Source organism: Brachybacterium ginsengisoli, assembly GCF_002407065.1.
Taxonomy (GTDB): domain Bacteria; phylum Actinomycetota; class Actinomycetes; order Actinomycetales; family Dermabacteraceae; genus Brachybacterium; species Brachybacterium ginsengisoli.
Genome location: NZ_CP023564.1, coordinates 3786226 through 3802097, shown reverse-complemented (window position 1 = coordinate 3802097; position 15872 = coordinate 3786226). Strand labels below are relative to the sequence as shown.

Here is a 15872-nt window from a genome sequence, read left to right as displayed (position 1 = left end):
CTTCCGGCGCGGGCTGAGATGGACCGGTCGTGCTCGCTGGACCCGGTCGCGTTCGCCGGCCCCGGTCGTGCTGGCCGCTTCCGGCCGGACGGGACGCTATTGTGCACCTGGCTTCCAGCCGTGGAAGCACAGCGCGCAATGGCGGAGGGGAGGTGCCCCGGGGCCGGCTCGGCAGGCGAGGTCCGCCCGGCCAGGTCCGGCCCGGCCAGACCGACCGGACCCCTCGCCCTCACCCCTGTGGCACGGCCTCCCACGCCCGGCTCGCGGCGGAGCGGACGATCGCCTCGCAGGCCTCGGCGGCGGCGAGCCCGTCGGCCGCGGTGGGGGCGAGGTGCGTGCCGTGGGCGGCGTCCGAGAGGAAGGCGGCGGCCTCGATGGTCTTGAGGTCGTCGAAGCTCATCGGGATCCCCGGTCCGGGCTGGAAGCGGGCGTAGTCGCCGTGACCGGCCGCGGCGAGCACGGTGGTGTAGCCGTGCTCGGTGCCGCCGTCGCCGATCATCACCTCGAACTCGTTCATGCGGGTGAAGGACCAGCGTGCGGAGCCCTCGGTGCCGAACACCTCGAGCGCGTAGTCGCTGCGGTGGCCGCGCGCCACGCGGGAGGATTCCAGCGTCGCGTGTGCTCCGCCGTCGAGCCGGCCGAGCGCCGCCACCCAGTCCTCGTTCTCCACCGGTCCGCGCTCCTCGCTCACCGCGACGGCGCCGTGGCCCACGCCCGCGCCGAGGGGGAGCGGACGCTCCGGGATGAACACGTCGGAGGTGGCGGTGACCTCCGCCAGACGCTGCCCGGTGACGTGCTGGACCAGGTCCACGCCGTGGGAGAGCAGGTCCCCGATCACGCCGCTGCCGCCGCGGGCCCGGTCGTACCGCCAGGTCAGCGGCCCGTCGGGCGAGGAGGCGTAGTCGGCGTCGAGCCAGCAGCGCACGTTCGTGATCCGGCCCAGACGGCCGCCTGCGATCATCGAGCGCAGATGGGCGACGGCTGGGGCGTGGCGGTAGTTGAAGCCCACCGCCGTCGCGACCCCTGCCGAGCGGGCGGCGTCGTGGATCTCCCGCGACTGCTCGGCGGAGACGCCCATCGGCTTCTCGATCCAGAACGGCTTCCCCGCCTCGGCGGCCTGGATCGCGAAGTCGCGGTGCAGGAAGTTCGGGGAGCAGATCGAGACGACGTCCACCTCCGGATCGGCGAGCACCTCGTCGATGCTCGCCACCGCCCGCCCGAAGCCGAACTGCTCCACGGCCGCGCGCTGGTTCTCCTCGAGCGGGTCCGCTGCGACCACCAGGCGGGGGCGGATCCCCAGGTCGGGATAACGGGAGGGGAGGCGCTGGTAGCTGCTCGCGTGCAGGCGCCCCATCCACCCCAGGCTCACCAGGCCGATGCCGATCTCACGCACGGGAACCTCCCTGACCGAGCTCCTTCTCGATCCGCTCCAGCATCCGCACGTTGATCGCGTCGGCCTCCTCCTCCCAGCCGAACACGCAGACGGAGACGGTCCCGTCGTACTCGCGCTCGCGCAGGTAGGCGAAGGAGGCGTCCCAGTCGATCTCGCCGTTGCCGATCTCGTTGTGCTGGTGGATGCGGGCGTCCACCCCGGGCGGGTTCATGATGTAGCGGTTGCCCACGTTCGCGGTGTGGTCGAAGACGTCCGCGATGTGCAGGTGCTTCAGCCGGTCGCCGGCGTAGTCCATCATCTCGCGCACATCGCGGGCGCCCTGGCCCAGGTGGAATGCGTGCGGGAAGCAGAACTCGTAGTTCAGCCAGTCCCGGTCCACGCCGCGGATGACCTGCACCGCCCGGTCGTTCTCCTCGACGAAGTCGTAGGGGTGCGCCTCGATCGTGCACTCCAGGCCGTACTTCTCGAAGTGGGGGATGAGCTCCTCCATCGAGCGGTAGAACTGCGCCTCGCTCTGCCGCGCCCGGTTCGGGTCACCGGAGAACTCGGTGGCGATCAGCGGCACCTCGAGGGCGTCGGCGATCTCCAGCAGGCGCCGCCAGTTGCGCACCTGCGCCTGACGCTCCTGCTCATCCGGGCTGGCCCAGTCGAAGACGGGGTTCAGCGACCCGATGCTCACCCCGGTGTCCTTCATCGCCTGCGTGACCTCGGCGATCAGGTGGCGGTCCACCTTCGGATAGTGGTGCCACTCGTGGAAGTCCGCGCGCGGGGACAGCTCGAGGTGGTCGAAGCCCAGCTCGCGGGCCTTGTGCAGCTCCTCGGCGACCGAGAGATGCGGGTGATACATGCTCGGGTCCAGCAGGATCTTGACCATGGTCGATGCTCCTTCGCAGGTCAGGTGCGGGCGATGGGAGGGTGCGGAGTCACTTCACGCCGAGGCCGCACTCGGCCAGGAACACGCGGGTGGCGATCGCGTTGGGCAGCGGGAGCCCCGGCTCGCACGGGTAGAGGTCCTGCTCGCAGATCACGTAGAGCTCCTTGTCGAGCGTCGCGAGCTTCGCGACCAGTTCCTTCATGTCCGGCAGGCCCGCCGGCGGACGCACCGAGGCACCCTTGGCGACGGCCTCCCCGAAGGGCCAGTCCTTCTCGTGGGCCTCGCGGGTGATGTCCGGGTCGAACGCCTTGATGTGCACGTAGCCGATCCGCTCCGGGTACTGCTCGATCATCTGCACCGGGTCGCCGCCGCCGTAGACGATGTGGCCGGTGTCCAGGCAGAAGCTCACCAGCTCCGGATCGGTCGCCTCGAACACCCGGGAGATCTCCTCCGGGGTCTCGATGTGGCTGTCCCCGTGGGGGTGCAGCACCATCGTCAGCCCGTAGTCCTCCTTCATGATCCGGCCCAGCTCGTTGGCGTTGGTGACATAGCGCTTCCACGCCTCGCCGGTCAGCTCGCGGTCGTCGGTGAACTGCCAGGTCTTCTCGTCGCGGTACATCGGCGGCAGATGCACCATGTACTCCGCGCCCACGGCCGCGTGGGTCTCGGCGATCGCGCGGAAGGTCCGCTCCGTCTCCGCCCAGGCCTCCTCCTTGTGCAGGATGCCCCAGCCGGTGCCGGCCACGACCTGGAAGCCGTGCTCGTCCATGACGGACCGCAGCTCCTTCGCGTCCTTCGGGAAGTAGCCCCACGGGCCCGTCTCCATCACGGAGAAGCCTGCCTCGGCCATCTCGCCGAGCGCCGTGCGCCAGGGGATCTGCTTCTCGTCCTCGGGGAACCACACGCCCCACTGGTCGGGGCAGACGCCGACGGTGAGCTTGTCGAACGGGGCCTCGGGGTTGCGGGACCGGTCGGTGCGCCCGGCGGCGCTGTCGGAGGTGGTGGTCATGCGGGCTTCTCCTTCGAAGGGCGGGGCGGGGCGGTGCGGGGCGAGGCGGAGCGGGGCGAGGCGTGTGCGGTGCGGTGCGGCCGGACTGTCAGCTGGCGAGCCAGATTGCGGTCAGAAATGGTTCGCCAGCTGACAGTCGACGGTGGTGGGCGGCCCGGTCAGTCGTGGGTCGGGAAGCTCATCGAGGACTCGACGGTCTCGTTCTGGGCGGGCCAGCGGGTGGTGACGGCCTTCTGGCGGGTGTAGAAGCCGACGCCCTCGGGGCCGTGGGCGTGGTGTTCGCCGAACAGCGAGTCCTTCCAGCCGCCGAAGGAGTAGTAGCCCACCGGCGTCGGGATCGGCACGTTGATGCCGATCATGCCCACCTGGATCTCGTCCTCGAAGCGCCGCGCGTAGTGGCCCGAGTCGGTGAAGATCGCGGTCCCGTTCCCGAACGGGGACGAGTTGACCAGCGCGATCGCCTCGTCGAAGTTGTTCACGTGCATCACCACGAGCACCGGGCCGAACACCTCGTCGGTGTAGGTGGGGTGGTCCGCGGCGAGATCGGTGATGACCGTCGGCCCCACGAAGTTGCCCTTCTCGAACCCCTCGACCACCAGGCCGCGACCGTCGACCACGATGGTGCCTCCGGCCTGCTCGGCCTCGTCGGTCATCCGGATCACGCGATCGCGCGCGTCGGCGGTGATCACCGGCGGCATGTCGGTCGTGGGGTCGTCGCCCGGGCCGACCACGAGCTTCTCGGCCTCTGCCTTGATCGCGGCGAGGAACCCCTCGTGCGCATCGCCCACGGTGACCGCGACCGGCACCGCCATGCAGCGCTCGCCCGCGGAGCCGAACGCGCCGGAGGCGACCTGCGCGGCGGCGAACTCGAGGTTCGCATCCGGCATCACCACGGCGTGGTTGTTCGCCCCGCCGAGGGCCTGGACGCGCTTGCCGGCGGCGGACGCCGCGGCGTGGACGTGCTTGGCGATCGGGGTCGAGCCCACGAAGGAGACGGCCGCGATGCCCTCGTGCGCGCACAGCGCGTCGACCACGGTCTTCCCGCCGTGGATCACCTGGAACACCCCGTCGGGCAGCCCGGCCTCCTGGTAGAGGCGGGCGACGATGTTCGAGGCCGACGGGTCGCGCTCGGAGGGCTTGAGCAGGAAGGCGTTGCCGGTCGCGATCGCGATGGGGTGCATCCAGAAGGGCACCATCGCGGGGAAGTTGAACGGGGTGATCCCGGCGACCACGCCGAGCGGCTGGCGCAGGGTGTGGGAGTCCACGCCGGTGGAGACGTTCTGGGAGAAGCCGCCCTTGAGGTCCTGGGTGATCGAGGTCGCGAACTCGAGGGTCTCCAGGCCGCGGGCGATCTCGCCCTTCGCGTCGCCGACCGTCTTGCCGTGCTCGCGGGAGATGACCTCGGCGATCTCGTCGGTGTGCTGGATCATCAGCTCGCGCATCCGGTAGAGGATCTGCGTGCGCCGGGCGAGCGAGGTCCGGCCCCACTCCTCGGCCGCGGCGGCCGCGACCTCGACCGCGCGATCCACCGTCGAGGCGTCACCCAGGTGCAGGGTCCCGACCTCGCCGCCGGTCGCGGGGTTCAGGATCGGCTGCGTGTCACCGGTGCTCCCGGCATCCTCGTGGCCATCGATCCAGTGCTGGACGTCGTATCCCATGTGTCTCTCCTTGCAGGTCAGGTGTCGGGGGAGTCGTGAGGTGGCCGCAGCGCGGGGCCCGGGGTCCTCCTGCGCGGCCCGCGGCGGGCGGGGGCGCAGGGGCCGACGGGGGCGCGGCGGCCGGGGCGGGTCAGAGGTAGTGGCGCTGCCCGGCGCGCTCGGCGTCGTAGGCGGTGCGTGCCTGCTGGGTGGACTCGAGCGTCGAGACCTCCGAGACGGGCACGTCCCACCAGCCGATGCCGGGCGGGTTGGGGCCGTACAGGTTCGTGTTGACGACGATCGCGGTCGCCTCGGCGGACTCCTCGGCGCGGCCGAACGCCTCGCGGAAGGCCGCGGTGTCCGAGACCTCCTGCACCTCGATGCCGTAGGAGCGGATGTTCGCCGGGATGTCCAGCGGCACCAGGTCGCCGTCGAGCAGGCCGCTCTTCTCGTCGCGCATGCGGTACTTCGTGCCGAAGCGCTGGCTGCCGTGGGACTCGGAGAGCGAGCCGATCGAGGACCAGCCGTGGTTCTGCAGGATCACGAGGATCACCTTGACCCGCTCGGCGACGATCGTGGCGATCTCCTGCGGGGCCATCTGGAAGGTGCCGTCGCCGATGATCGCGACGACCTCCGAGTCGGGGGAGGCCATCTTCGCGCCGAGCGAGGCGGGCAGCTCGTAGCCCATGCAGGAGTAGCCGTACTCCAGGTGGTACTGCTTCGGCGAGCGGGCCTTCCACAGCGCCTGCAGGTCGCCGGGCATGGAGCCGGCGGCGTTGATCAGGATGTCCTCCTCGCCCATCATCTCGTTGAGCGCGCCGAAGATCTCGGTCTGGGCGGGCAGCTCCTGGTCGTGCGGGGCGAAGCAGGGGGCGATGAGCTCCTCCCAGGCGGCGCGCTCCGTCTGGGCGCGCTCGACGTGCTCCGTCGGCGCCTCGTAGCCGGTCAGGGCCTCGCGCAGGGCGTCGAGACCGGCGCGGGCATCGGTGACGACCATGGTCGCGGAGTGCTTCGCGGCGTCGAACGCCTTGACGTTGAGGTTCACGAAGCGCACGTCGGGGTTCGCGAAGGCGGTGTGGGAGGCGGTGGTGAAGTCGGTGTAGCGGGTGCCCACGCCGATCACCACGTCGGCCTCGGCGGCCAGGGTGTTGGCCGCGTTGTTGCCGGTCGAGCCGACGCCGCCCAGGCAGAGCGGGTGATCGGCGCTCAGGGCGCCCTTGCCGGCCTGGGTGTCCAGCACGGGGATCGACGTCGCGTCGGCGAAGGCCTCGAGCGCGGCGCTCGCCTCGGAGTAGATGGCTCCGCCGCCGGCGATGAGCACGGGCTTCCTCGCGGAGCGGATGACCTCGACGGCGCGGTCGAGGGCGGCAGGCTCGGGGACCGGGCGGGCCACGTGCCAGGTGCGCTCGCGGAAGAACTCCAGCGGCCAGTCGAAGGCCTCGGCCTGGACGTCCTGCGGGAGGGAGAGGGTCACGGCGCCGGTCTCGGCGGGGTCGGTGAGCACGCGCATCGCCTGCAGCGCCGCGGGGATCAGCTGCTCGGGCCGGGAGATGCGGTCGAAGAGGCGGGAGACGGGCCGGAAGGCGTCGTTGACCGAGACGTCCCCGCCGGTCTCGTCCTCGAGCTGCTGGAGGACCGGGTCCACGGTGCGGGTGGCGAAGATGTCGCTGGGCAGGATCAGCACGGGGATGCGGTCGATGGTGGCCAGCGCCGCGCCGGTGATCATGTTGGTGGAGCCGGGGCCGATCGAGGCGGTGCACGCGAAGGCCTGCAGACGGTTCTTCGTGCGGGCGTAGGCCACGGCCGTGTGCACCATGTTCTGCTCGTTGCGCGACTGGTAGTACGGCATCGGCAGCTCGCCCTCGGCGGGGGAGGTGGCGTTCTGCAGCAGGGCCTGGCCGAGCCCCGCCACGTTGCCGTGCCCGAAGATCCCGAAGGTGCCGGGGATGAAGCGCTCGCGGACCCCGTCGCGCTCGGCGTGCTGGGCGGCGAGGAAGCGGACCAGGGCCTGGGCGACGGTGAGCCGGACGGTGCCGGCGGGGCGGGGGGAGTTCTCGCTCATGCTGCCTCCGTTGTGCAGATCCGCCGCGCGAGGGGCGGGACGTGGGTGGCACCGTCGGATGCGGACCACTCGACGGTGAGTTCGTCGGTCACCAGCATGGACCGAACCGACCGGCATGTCAAGACAATGTCAGGACAAGGAATCTGACGACAATCCCGCAGGTCGGGAGGGATGTGGCAGGCCCTGAGCCTCATCGAACCCTCGCCAGCGGCGGATTCCTCTGCTAGCGTGCCGCCAAGTCCGCATGGTTCGACTCAAAAGACCGAACAATCCATGATCCCGGGCGCGTCTTGAGCTGACAAACTATCCGTCTCCTCGGGACGGCCGGTCCGGGAACGGCCCCACCCACCGCGCAGCGGCCCCATCGGCCCGCGCCCCGACGCCTCGCGTCGGGCTCAGGTTCCAAGGAGGGAACATGAGCTCCATCCCCGCAGCGGAGAACGCTCGGATACGAGACCTGGTGAGATCCACCCCCGCCTCCGGCCCGCGACGCTCGATCGGCCTGCTCGCCGTCGTCGCCTGCCTGGGCGGCTTCCTCTTCGGCTACGACACCGGGGTCATCTCCGGAGCGCTGCCCTACATGCTCATGCCGAAGGCCGCCGGCGGCCTCGAGCTCACCTCCCTCGAGGAGGGCCTGATCGGCGGCTTCCTGCTGCTGGGCTGCGCCGTCGGCGCCGTCATCGGCGGTCGGCTCTCGGACCGCTACGGTCGACGCCACAACATCCTGCTGCTCGCCGCCGTCTTCTTCGTCGGCGCCGTGGGCTGTGCGCTCGCCCCCAACCTCGTGATCATGTACCTCGCCCGCTTCGTGCTGGGCCTCGCCGTCGGCGGCGCCTCCACCACCGTGCCGGTCTACCTCTCGGAGGCCGCGCCGAAGGAGCAGCGCGGCATGCTCGTGGCCGTCGACCAGCTGATGATCGTCACCGGCCAGTTCGCCGCCTTCGTCATGAACGCGATCATCGCCTCGGTCCAGGGCGGGCCCACCGCCGAGGTCGCCTCCGACCCCTCGGGCACCTACCAGGCCGGTGAGTCCGTCTCCTGGGACGCCCTCGCCTCGCTCGGCGGGGTCACCATCGCCGACGGCAACGGCCACGCCTGGCGCTGGATGCTCGCCCTGTGCTCGCTGCCGGCCGTCGCCCTCTGGATCGGCATCCGGATGATGCCGGAATCCGCCCGCTGGCACGTGCGCCGCGGCGAGATCCCCGCAGCGATCGCGGTCCTCAAGCGGCTGCGCGTCGAGGGCCGCCACGACGTCGGCGCCGAGGTGGCGGAGATGGCCGAGAACCTGCGCCTGGAGGCGAAGCGCGAGACGCTCAGCCTGGGCGGCGCGATCAGGATCCCCTGGCTGCGCTCGATCATCATCTTCGGCGGCACCTTCGCGATCCTGCAGCAGCTCACCGGCGTGAACACGATGATGTACTACGCGCCGCGGGTGCTCATGGCCGCCGGATTCGACGCCCAGGCCTCCATCATCCTCAACGTCTTCACGGGCCTCGCCTCGGTGGTGGGCTCCACGCTGGGCCTGCTCGCCCTGCGCCGCTTCGGCCGACGCCAGGTGCTGCTGGTGGGCCAGACGATCCTCACCCTGTCCCTGATCGCCATGACCGCGATCTTCCTGCTCGGGATCGACCCCTACATCGACGCCTCGGGCGCGGTCTCCACCGACATCCCCACCTTCGTGCCCTATCTCGTGGTGGTCGTCATCGTGCTGTTCATGCTCGGCATGCAGGCGGGCCCCGGCCCGGTGATGTGGGTGATGCTCTCGGAGATCTTCCCGGGCTCCATCCGCGGCGCCGCCACCGGCTTCGCCGTGATGATCCTGTGGATCGCGAACATGATCGTCACCTTCACCTTCCCGATCATGATGTCCGGGCTCGGGCCGGTGGTCACCTACGGCCTCTACGCCGCGATCAACATCTTCGCCGTGATCTGGTACTTCGTGCGGATCCCGGAGACGAAGAAGTTCACCCTCGAGCGCATCGAGTGGGAGTTCCGCGAGGCCGGCGGCGTGATCCGCCTGCGCTGAGCTCCCGCGCACCGCCCCACCGTCAGCCGCACCGCCCCGCCCGCACCGCCCGTTCGCCGTCGACCGCACCGGTCGCCGACCCGAGAGGATCCCCGCATGCCCCTCGTCCGCATCACCCAGCAGGACGTCCGCACCCCCGAGCAGTCCCGGCAGCTGGCCGACATCGTGCAGGAGGTCATGCTCGAGCTGTTCAGCGCCCCGCCCGCGGACAGGTACCAGATCGTCGAGACCCTGCCCGTCGGCTCGATCATCGCCGAGGACACCGGGCTGGGCCTCGAGCGCAGCGACGGCGTGGTGATCCTGCACATCACCCAGCAGGGCCGCACCACGGAGCAGAAGCAGGCGGTCTACGCCGCGCTGTCGGAGCGCCTCGCGGCCGCGGGACTGGTGCGCCCCGAGGACCTCATCGTCTCGGTCGTGCACAACGACCGCGAGGACTGGTCCTTCGGTCTGGGGCGCGCACAGTTCCTCACCGGGGAGCTCTGACAGGCCGGCCCGACAATCCTCATCATTTGTCTGGACAAAGAGGATGCTCACGTGGAACCATGGGAGCATCCGCCGGACCGCAGGGCATCGCCGCCGCGACAGCAGCTCCGGCAGGCGACCCGGGTTCTCGACGCAGGGAGGCATCACGACCCATGGCAGCAGATCGCGACATCATCACCTTCGGACGCAGCGGCGTCGACATCTACCCGCTCGAGATCGACAAGGGCCTCGAGGACATCCACAGCTTCGGCAAGTTCCTCGGCGGCAGCCCGATGAACGTCGCCGTCGCCGCGGCCCGCCTCGGCCACAGCCCCGCGGTGATCACGGGCGTGGGGAACGACCCCTTCGGCCGCTACGTCGTCAAGGAGATGGAGCGCCTGGGCGTCTCCAGCCGCTTCGTGGTGAGGAACGACCAGCTCAACACCCCGATCACACTGTGCGAGATCTTCCCTCCGGATGATTTCCCGCTGTACTTCTACCGTCAGCCGTCGGCCCCCGATCTCCAGGTCGCGCCCGAGCACCTCGACCTCGACGCGATCCGCGAGGTGCCGCTGTTCTGGTTCTCCGGCACGGGCCTGTCCGAGGAGCCCAGCCGCTCCGCCCACTTCGCCGCCCTCGAGGCCCGCGGCCGGGACGGAGCCCGCGGCCGGGACGGAGCCCGCGGCCGGGACGGAGCCCGCGGCCGGGACGGAGCGCGCGGCCGCACCGCGCACACCGTCTTCGACCTCGACTATCGCCCGATGTTCTGGGAGAGCCCCGGAGAGGCGCGCGAGCAGTACCGCGAGGCGCTGAAGCACACCACCGTCGCCGTGGGCAACAAGGAGGAGTGCGAGGTCGCCGTGGGCGAGACCGAGCCGGAGCGCGCGGCCGACGCGCTGCTCGAGGCCGGCGTGCAGATCGCGATCGTCAAGCAGGGCCCCAAGGGCGTGCTCGGCAAGACCGCCGACGAGCACGTGGTGGTCGCCCCGAACCTGATCCAAGTGATCAACGGCCTCGGCGCCGGCGACAGCTTCGGCGGCTCCCTGTGCCACGGGCTGCTCTCCGGCCAGGACCTCGAGACCATCCTGACCCGCTGCAACGCGGCCGGCGCGATCGTCACCAGCCGCCTCGAGTGCTCGACCGCGATGCCCACGAGCGAGGAGATCGACCTGCTCCTCGCCGGCGGCGACCCCAACCAGGGCCAGACCGTCGAGCAGATGCTCGCAGCGCTGCGCGGACGCGGCACCACCGAACCGGCGGGGGAGCGCGCATGAGCGCCGCGACCACCGTGGGCGGCGGATTCGTCTCCACCTACGAGGACGTCACGCGGGTCCGCGTCGAGGATCCGGGGCGGTTCGCCCGCCTGGCCGCGACCCGTCGGCGTCGCACCGTCGCCGACACCGACGGCACCATGATGATCATCGCCGCGGACCACCCCGCGCGCGGCGCCCTCGGCGTCGGCCCCCGCGCGGACGCGATGGCCAGCCGCACCGAGCTGCTGGACCGGATGCGCGAGGCGCTCGCCGTTCCCGGCGTGGACGGCGTGCTCGGCACCGCGGACATCCTCGAGGACCTGCTGGTCATGGGCGCGCTCGAGGACAAGGTCGTGTTCGCCTCCATGAACCGCGGCGGCCTGCAGGGCGCGTCCTGGGAGATCGAGGACCGCTTCACCGCCTATGACGCCGCCTCGATCCGGGCGGCCGGCTTCGACGGCGGCAAGATGCTCACCCGCATCGACCTGGACGACGACCGCACCTCCTTCATCCTCGAGGCCAGCGCGCAGGCCGTCACCGACCTCGCCCGCCACGAGCTGATCGCGATGGTCGAGCCGTTCTGGTCCTCCCGCCCCGGCGGGCCCGGCACCACAGTGGTCAACGACCTCTCCCCGGAGGCGGTCATCAAGTCCATCCACGTCGCCCAGGGCCTCGGCTCCACCAGCGCCTACACCTGGCTGAAGCTGCCGGCGGTGGATGACATGGAGCGCGTCATGGACGCCACCACCATGCCCACCCTGATCCTCGGCGGGGATCCGGCCGACGACGACCCGGCCACCCTCCGCGCCTCCTGGAAGCGTGCCCTGGACCGGCCCAACGTGCGCGGGCTGGTCGTCGGCCGCACGCTCCTGTACCCCGCGGGGGACGATGTCACCGCGGCAGTGCGCGCCTCCGTCGACATGATCCGCTGACCGCCCTTCGAGAGGAGAGCACCGTGACCACGCACGATCAGTTCCACCTCCCCGCCGGCTCCACCGGCCGCGGGAACTACGAGACGATCATCGATCCCGGCGCCCGCGACGGCTGGGAGCACACCGGCCTGCGCGTGCTCGCGCTCGAGCCGGGCGGCAGCGAGCTCGTCACCGCCGGCGGCGTCGAGGCGATGGTGGTGCCGCTGAACGGCGGCTGCGAGGTGTCCCTCGGCGGCGAGACCTTCGTGCTGCGCGGCCGTGAGGACGTCTTCGCCTCGGCGACCGACGTGCTCTACGTGCCCGTCGGCTCCCAGCTCACGATCTCGTCGGCAGGCGGCGGCCGGTTCGCGCTCGCCACCGCGGTCGCGACCGGCAGCCATCCCGTCGCCCTGATCCGCGCGGAGGACGTCCCGGTCGAGATCCGCGGCGGCGGGGCCATGACCCGCAAGGTCCGGAACTTCGGCGCCGTCGGCGCGTTCGACGGCATGGACAGCCTCATCGCCTGCGAGGTCATCACCCCGGGCGGGAACTGGTCCAGCTACCCCGCGCACAAGCACGACGAGACCGTCGAGGCCGGAGACTCCTCCGAATCCGAGCTCGAGGAGATCTACTACTACGAGATCCAGGACGGTCCCGCCGGCCCGGGCTTCGGCTTTCACCAGACCACCGCCAGCTCCGAGGAGCGCCCGATCGACGTGCTCGCCGAGGTGCGCACCGGCGACACCGTGCTGGTCCCGCACGGCTGGCACGGCCCCTGCGCCGCCGCGCCCGGGCACGACATGTACTACCTCAACGTCATGGCCGGCCCCGATGCGGAGCGGGCCTGGAACATCACCGACCATCCCGAGCAGACCTGGGTGCGCGGCACCTGGGCCGATGCCGGGATCGACCCCCGACTCGAAGGAGAGACCCGATGACCGCACAGCAGAGCAGCCCGGCGCAGAGCGCAGCCCCGCAGGACATCCGCGTGGGCGTGATCGGCGTGGGTCGGATGGGCGCCGACCATGTCGAGCGCATCGCGCGCCGCACCAAGGGCGCCCGCGTCAGCGTGGTCAGCGACTACCTGCGCGAGACCGCCGAGAAGGTCTCCGCCACCGCGCCCGGCTCCCGCGTGGTCGACACGTGGCAGGAGGTCGTCGCCGCGGAGGACGTCGACGCCGTGCTCATCGCGAGCCCCGGCCAGTTCCACCGCGAGCAGGTCCTGGCCTGCATCGCGGCCGGCAAGCCGGTGCTCTGCGAGAAGCCGCTGGCCATGAACCCCTCCGACGCGTACGACGTGGTCCTCGCCGAGCGCGAGGCCGGCCACCCCGTGGTCTCCCTCGGCTTCATGCGCCGCTTCGACGCCGGCTACGGCGAGCTCAAGGACGCCCTCGAGGCGGGGGACCTGGGCACGCCGCTGCTGCTGAACTGCAAGCACCGCAACGCCGACGTGCTGCCCGGCTTCACCGACACCCACATGGTCTACGACTCGGCCGTGCACGAGATCGACGCGATCTCCTTCTTCCTCGAGGAGCCTGCGGTCTCCGTGCAGACCGTCATGCCGCGCAGCACCGAGAAGGCGCCCGAGGGCCTGCACGACCCGCTGCTGTTCCTGTTCCGCACCGCCTCGGGCACCGTGGTCACCGACGAGCTGTGGGTCAGCACCGACGCCGGCTACGAGGTGCGCACCGAGCTGGTCGGCTCGCTGGGCGCTGCGACGATCGGCCAGGAGTCCGGACTGGTCACCACGCAGCAGGCCGACGGCCGCTGGGGCGGGACGGTCCCGGCCGACTTCCGTCCGCGCTTCGCCGCCGCCTACGACGCCGAGGTCCAGGCCTGGATCGCGGCGGTGGCCGACGGCAGCAACGTCGCCCCCCGCTCCGCCACCGCCTGGGACGGCTACGTCGCCGCCGCGATGTGCGAGGCGGCCGAGCAGTCGCTCACCGCCGACGGCCCGGTCGAGGTGACCCTGCTCGAGCAGCCTGCCTGACCGGGGCCGTCCCCGTATCCTCGGAACGGATCAGCTCAGCAGGACCGTCCGCCCGCTACCGGCAGGACCGCACGGCAGCGGCCCGCCCCGACCCGAAGGAGGTCGTCGTGGACAGTGCACCCCCCTCCGGTGAGACCGGCGCCGACGACACGATTCCCGCAGGCCCCATCACGCTCGACCTCGCCGTGGACCGCTCCAGCCAGACCCCGCTCTACCTGCAACTCGCCGGCGGCATCGAGGAGGCCATCCGCTCCGGCGTGCTCGGACCGGGCAGCCGCCTGGAGAACGAGCTCGCGCTCTCGAAGCGGCTGCGGCTCTCGCGGCCGACGGTCCGCCAGGGCATCCAGGAGCTCGTGGACAAGGGCATGCTGGTGCGCAAGCGCGGCGTGGGCACCCAGGTGATCCAGGCGCCGGTGAACCGCCAGGTCGCGCTGACCTCCCTGTACGACGACCTCCGCACCGCCGGGAAGGCGCCGCGCACCGAGGTGATCGAGTACCGGATCGGGCGGCCTTCACCCGAGGCCGTGGACCGCCTGCAGCTCGCACCGGGGGAGCAGGTGCTGGACCTGATCCGGGTGCGCTACGCGGATGACGAGCCGCTGGCCGTCATGCGCAACACCATCCCCGAACGGATCGCCCCCACCCGCGAGGCGCTCGCCGCGAACGGTCTCTACGCCTGCCTCCGCGAAGCCGGGATCACCACGGTCCTCGCCCACGAGCGCATCGGCGCCACTGTCGCGGACGAGGAGCACGCCGAGCTCCTGGACGAGCAGCTCGGCGCGGCCCTGCTGACCATGGAGCGCAAGTCCTTCGCGAACGACGGCTCCGTGGTCGAGTTCGGCTTCCACGTCTACCGCGCCTCGCGCTACTCCTTCGAGGTCACCCTCGTCGATTCGTGAGGTGGGTGGGTGCGGCGTGAGCCCGGCGCGGTCCCGTCGAGCCCGTCCCGGCGGCCCGCGCAGCTCCGTCCGGCCTCACCGCGGCGCGCCGCCCGCCTCTCTCTGCCCCAGCGGCCCCGCTCGGCCCCGGCGGCCCCGCTCGGCCCCGGCGGCCGCGCTCGGCCCCGGCGGCCGCGCTCGGCCCCGGCGGCCGCGCTCGGCCCCGGCTACCCGTCGGTCACGCCCGGTCTTGATCCAGATCCTGGAGCAGAACCGCGCATGACCGGGGAGTAGCAGGGGGCATAGCGTCGATCCGGCGCCGGTGAGCGGCCAGCGCTCGTACGCGGCAGGGCGTGATCGGGGGATGGACCTCGAGGGAATCGTGTTCCACCAGTGCACGGGCGGCAATGCCGAGGCGGATGCGCTGCGTCCGCTCAGCGCCCGAAGAGGTCCCCGAGGCCGAGGTCGGAGATCCGGTCGCCGAGCCCGGACAGCCCCTCCCCGGCGTCGGTGACGCCCCCGCCCACGCCGTCGGCGATCCCGCCGAGGCCAGGGACCTCGCCGTCGATGCCGCCGAGTCCCTCGATGCCCTCGATCGACTCGAACTCCCCGAGTCCGTCGGTGATCCCGCCGAGGTCGCCGGCGAGTTCAGGGGTGAGGGCGTCGATATCGATGCCTGCTCCCAGAGCGTCCTGAAGCAGTGCGCCGCCCACGGACGTCACGACCGCGCCGCCGGCGACCGCGGCCAGGAGACCGCCCGCACCGAGCGCTCCCGCGCCCAGTGCCGCGCCACCGAGAGCTCCCGCGCCCCGTCCGCCCTGTCCGCGTCGGCCGCGGTCGGAGCGCCCGAGGAGCGAGGTGAGGCGGCGTGGGTCGAGGGCGCCGAGCCGCGTCGCCGAGCGGGCGAGGTCCTGCGGGGCGTCGCTGCGGGGACGCTCGCCCGCGGGGAGCTCTTCACCCAGACGCGAGGAGAGCTGGGCGCGCTGCGACGGGGTGAGCGCCTCGAACGCCTCGCGATGGACCCGCTCGAGCTGGTCCGGCTCGGCGGTGCGCACCAGGTAGTCGTAGCGGGCGATCGCGCGGCGGTCCTCCACGGAGAGGTCGGCGGCAGGGGCAGGGGCCGATGCGGCGCCCTGTGAGCTGGTCGTGCGGAGTCCGGGCTCGGCGTGCTGCGCCCCCGCGGAGCGGTGGCGGGGCTCGGCGTGGCCCTGCCGCCCGCCGGTCGCGGTCGACCCGTCACCGGTGAGGGTGTCGGCGGCGCTGCGCACCAGCGACCGCCAGTCGGAGCTCTGTCCGGAACGGGACGTGCCGGAGGACTTCTCGTCGAGGGCCTTCTGTGCAGTGTCGAAAAGGCGGCGGAACGTGCTCACGGAG

The 15872-nt window shown here is 71.6% G+C and carries 13 protein-coding genes; 7 read left to right on the top strand and 6 right to left on the bottom strand.

The features are described 5' to 3' along the window. Window positions 1-229: 229 nt before the first annotated feature. The 5 genes from CFK41_RS16955 to iolD form a co-directional block, all read right to left on the bottom strand. A complete protein-coding gene (locus CFK41_RS16955; protein WP_227873132.1) occupies window positions 230-1393 on the bottom strand; it encodes a Gfo/Idh/MocA family protein in 1164 nt (387 codons plus the stop codon). Continuing rightward, window positions 1386-2267 carry a sugar phosphate isomerase/epimerase family protein gene (locus CFK41_RS16950; protein WP_096800737.1) on the bottom strand — a complete coding sequence of 294 codons (882 nt, stop codon included), beginning with the start codon at window positions 2265-2267 and terminating at the stop codon, window positions 1386-1388. The genes CFK41_RS16955 and CFK41_RS16950 overlap by 8 nt, the downstream gene beginning before the upstream one ends. A gap of 49 nt (window positions 2268-2316) precedes the next feature. Next, window positions 2317-3276 carry a TIM barrel protein gene (locus CFK41_RS16945; RefSeq protein ID WP_096800736.1) on the bottom strand — a complete coding sequence of 320 codons (960 nt, stop codon included), beginning with the start codon at window positions 3274-3276 and terminating at the stop codon, window positions 2317-2319. Between the two features lie 158 nt (window positions 3277-3434). Next, complete coding sequence (locus tag CFK41_RS16940; protein WP_096800735.1) at window positions 3435-4934, bottom strand: CoA-acylating methylmalonate-semialdehyde dehydrogenase; 1500 nt, start codon at window positions 4932-4934, stop codon at window positions 3435-3437. A 130-nt stretch (window positions 4935-5064) separates the two neighbouring features. After that, entirely contained in the window at window positions 5065-6975 is a 1911-nt protein-coding gene (gene iolD, locus CFK41_RS16935) for a 3D-(3,5/4)-trihydroxycyclohexane-1,2-dione acylhydrolase (decyclizing) (protein ID WP_096800734.1), read from the bottom strand. Between the two features lie 415 nt (window positions 6976-7390). Here iolD and CFK41_RS16930 point away from each other — a divergent pair, with 415 nt between their 5' ends. The 7 genes from CFK41_RS16930 to CFK41_RS16900 all read left to right on the top strand — a co-directional run bounded on the left by CFK41_RS16930 (window position 7391) and on the right by CFK41_RS16900 (window position 14519). Further along, window positions 7391-9001 (top strand): MFS transporter, encoded by a 1611-nt coding sequence (locus CFK41_RS16930; protein ID WP_096800733.1) that lies wholly within the window; start codon window positions 7391-7393, stop codon window positions 8999-9001. Window positions 9002-9097: 96 nt separating this feature from the next. Next, complete coding sequence (locus tag CFK41_RS16925) at window positions 9098-9487, top strand: tautomerase family protein (RefSeq protein ID WP_096800732.1); 390 nt, start codon at window positions 9098-9100, stop codon at window positions 9485-9487. 152 nt (window positions 9488-9639) lie between these two features. Next, on the top strand, window positions 9640-10740 hold the full coding sequence (locus tag CFK41_RS16920; protein ID WP_096800731.1) for a 5-dehydro-2-deoxygluconokinase: 1101 nt from the start codon (window positions 9640-9642) through the stop codon (window positions 10738-10740). Next, window positions 10737-11651: a Cgl0159 family (beta/alpha)8-fold protein gene (locus CFK41_RS16915; RefSeq protein WP_096800730.1), complete on the top strand. Its 915-nt coding sequence runs from the start codon at window positions 10737-10739 to the stop codon at window positions 11649-11651. Before CFK41_RS16920 ends, CFK41_RS16915 begins: the two co-directional genes overlap by 4 nt. Window positions 11652-11674: 23 nt before the next feature. After that, window positions 11675-12568, top strand: coding sequence for a 5-deoxy-glucuronate isomerase (gene iolB / locus CFK41_RS16910; protein ID WP_096800729.1), 894 nt, complete (start codon window positions 11675-11677; stop codon window positions 12566-12568). Further along, window positions 12565-13620 carry a Gfo/Idh/MocA family protein gene (locus tag CFK41_RS16905; RefSeq protein WP_096800728.1) on the top strand — a complete coding sequence of 352 codons (1056 nt, stop codon included), beginning with the start codon at window positions 12565-12567 and terminating at the stop codon, window positions 13618-13620. Before iolB ends, CFK41_RS16905 begins: the two co-directional genes overlap by 4 nt. A gap of 152 nt (window positions 13621-13772) precedes the next feature. After that, window positions 13773-14519, top strand: a complete 747-nt coding sequence (locus CFK41_RS16900; protein ID WP_096801161.1) for a GntR family transcriptional regulator — start codon at window positions 13773-13775, stop codon at window positions 14517-14519. Window positions 14520-14932: 413 nt separating this feature from the next. Here CFK41_RS16900 and CFK41_RS16895 read toward each other — a convergent pair whose 3' ends face one another. Next, window positions 14933-15868, bottom strand: a complete 936-nt coding sequence (locus CFK41_RS16895; RefSeq protein ID WP_096800727.1) for a cation-transporting ATPase — start codon at window positions 15866-15868, stop codon at window positions 14933-14935. Window positions 15869-15872: the final 4 nt, after the last annotated feature.

What these genes read in the sequence shown, in the direction of transcription:
- CFK41_RS16950 (WP_096800737.1), bottom strand. Translation starts at nt 2,267, where the DNA reads ATGGTCAAGATCCTGCTGGACCCGAGCATGTATCACCCGCATCTCTCG.
- CFK41_RS16945 (WP_096800736.1), bottom strand. Translation starts at nt 3,276, where the DNA reads ATGACCACCACCTCCGACAGCGCCGCCGGGCGCACCGACCGGTCCCGC.
- CFK41_RS16940 (WP_096800735.1), bottom strand. Translation starts at nt 4,934, where the DNA reads ATGGGATACGACGTCCAGCACTGGATCGATGGCCACGAGGATGCCGGG.
- iolD (WP_096800734.1), bottom strand. Translation starts at nt 6,975, where the DNA reads ATGAGCGAGAACTCCCCCCGCCCCGCCGGCACCGTCCGGCTCACCGTC.
- CFK41_RS16930 (WP_096800733.1), top strand. Translation starts at nt 7,391, where the DNA reads ATGAGCTCCATCCCCGCAGCGGAGAACGCTCGGATACGAGACCTGGTG.
- CFK41_RS16925 (WP_096800732.1), top strand. Translation starts at nt 9,098, where the DNA reads ATGCCCCTCGTCCGCATCACCCAGCAGGACGTCCGCACCCCCGAGCAG.
- CFK41_RS16920 (WP_096800731.1), top strand. Translation starts at nt 9,640, where the DNA reads ATGGCAGCAGATCGCGACATCATCACCTTCGGACGCAGCGGCGTCGAC.
- CFK41_RS16915 (WP_096800730.1), top strand. Translation starts at nt 10,737, where the DNA reads ATGAGCGCCGCGACCACCGTGGGCGGCGGATTCGTCTCCACCTACGAG.
- CFK41_RS16905 (WP_096800728.1), top strand. Translation starts at nt 12,565, where the DNA reads ATGACCGCACAGCAGAGCAGCCCGGCGCAGAGCGCAGCCCCGCAGGAC.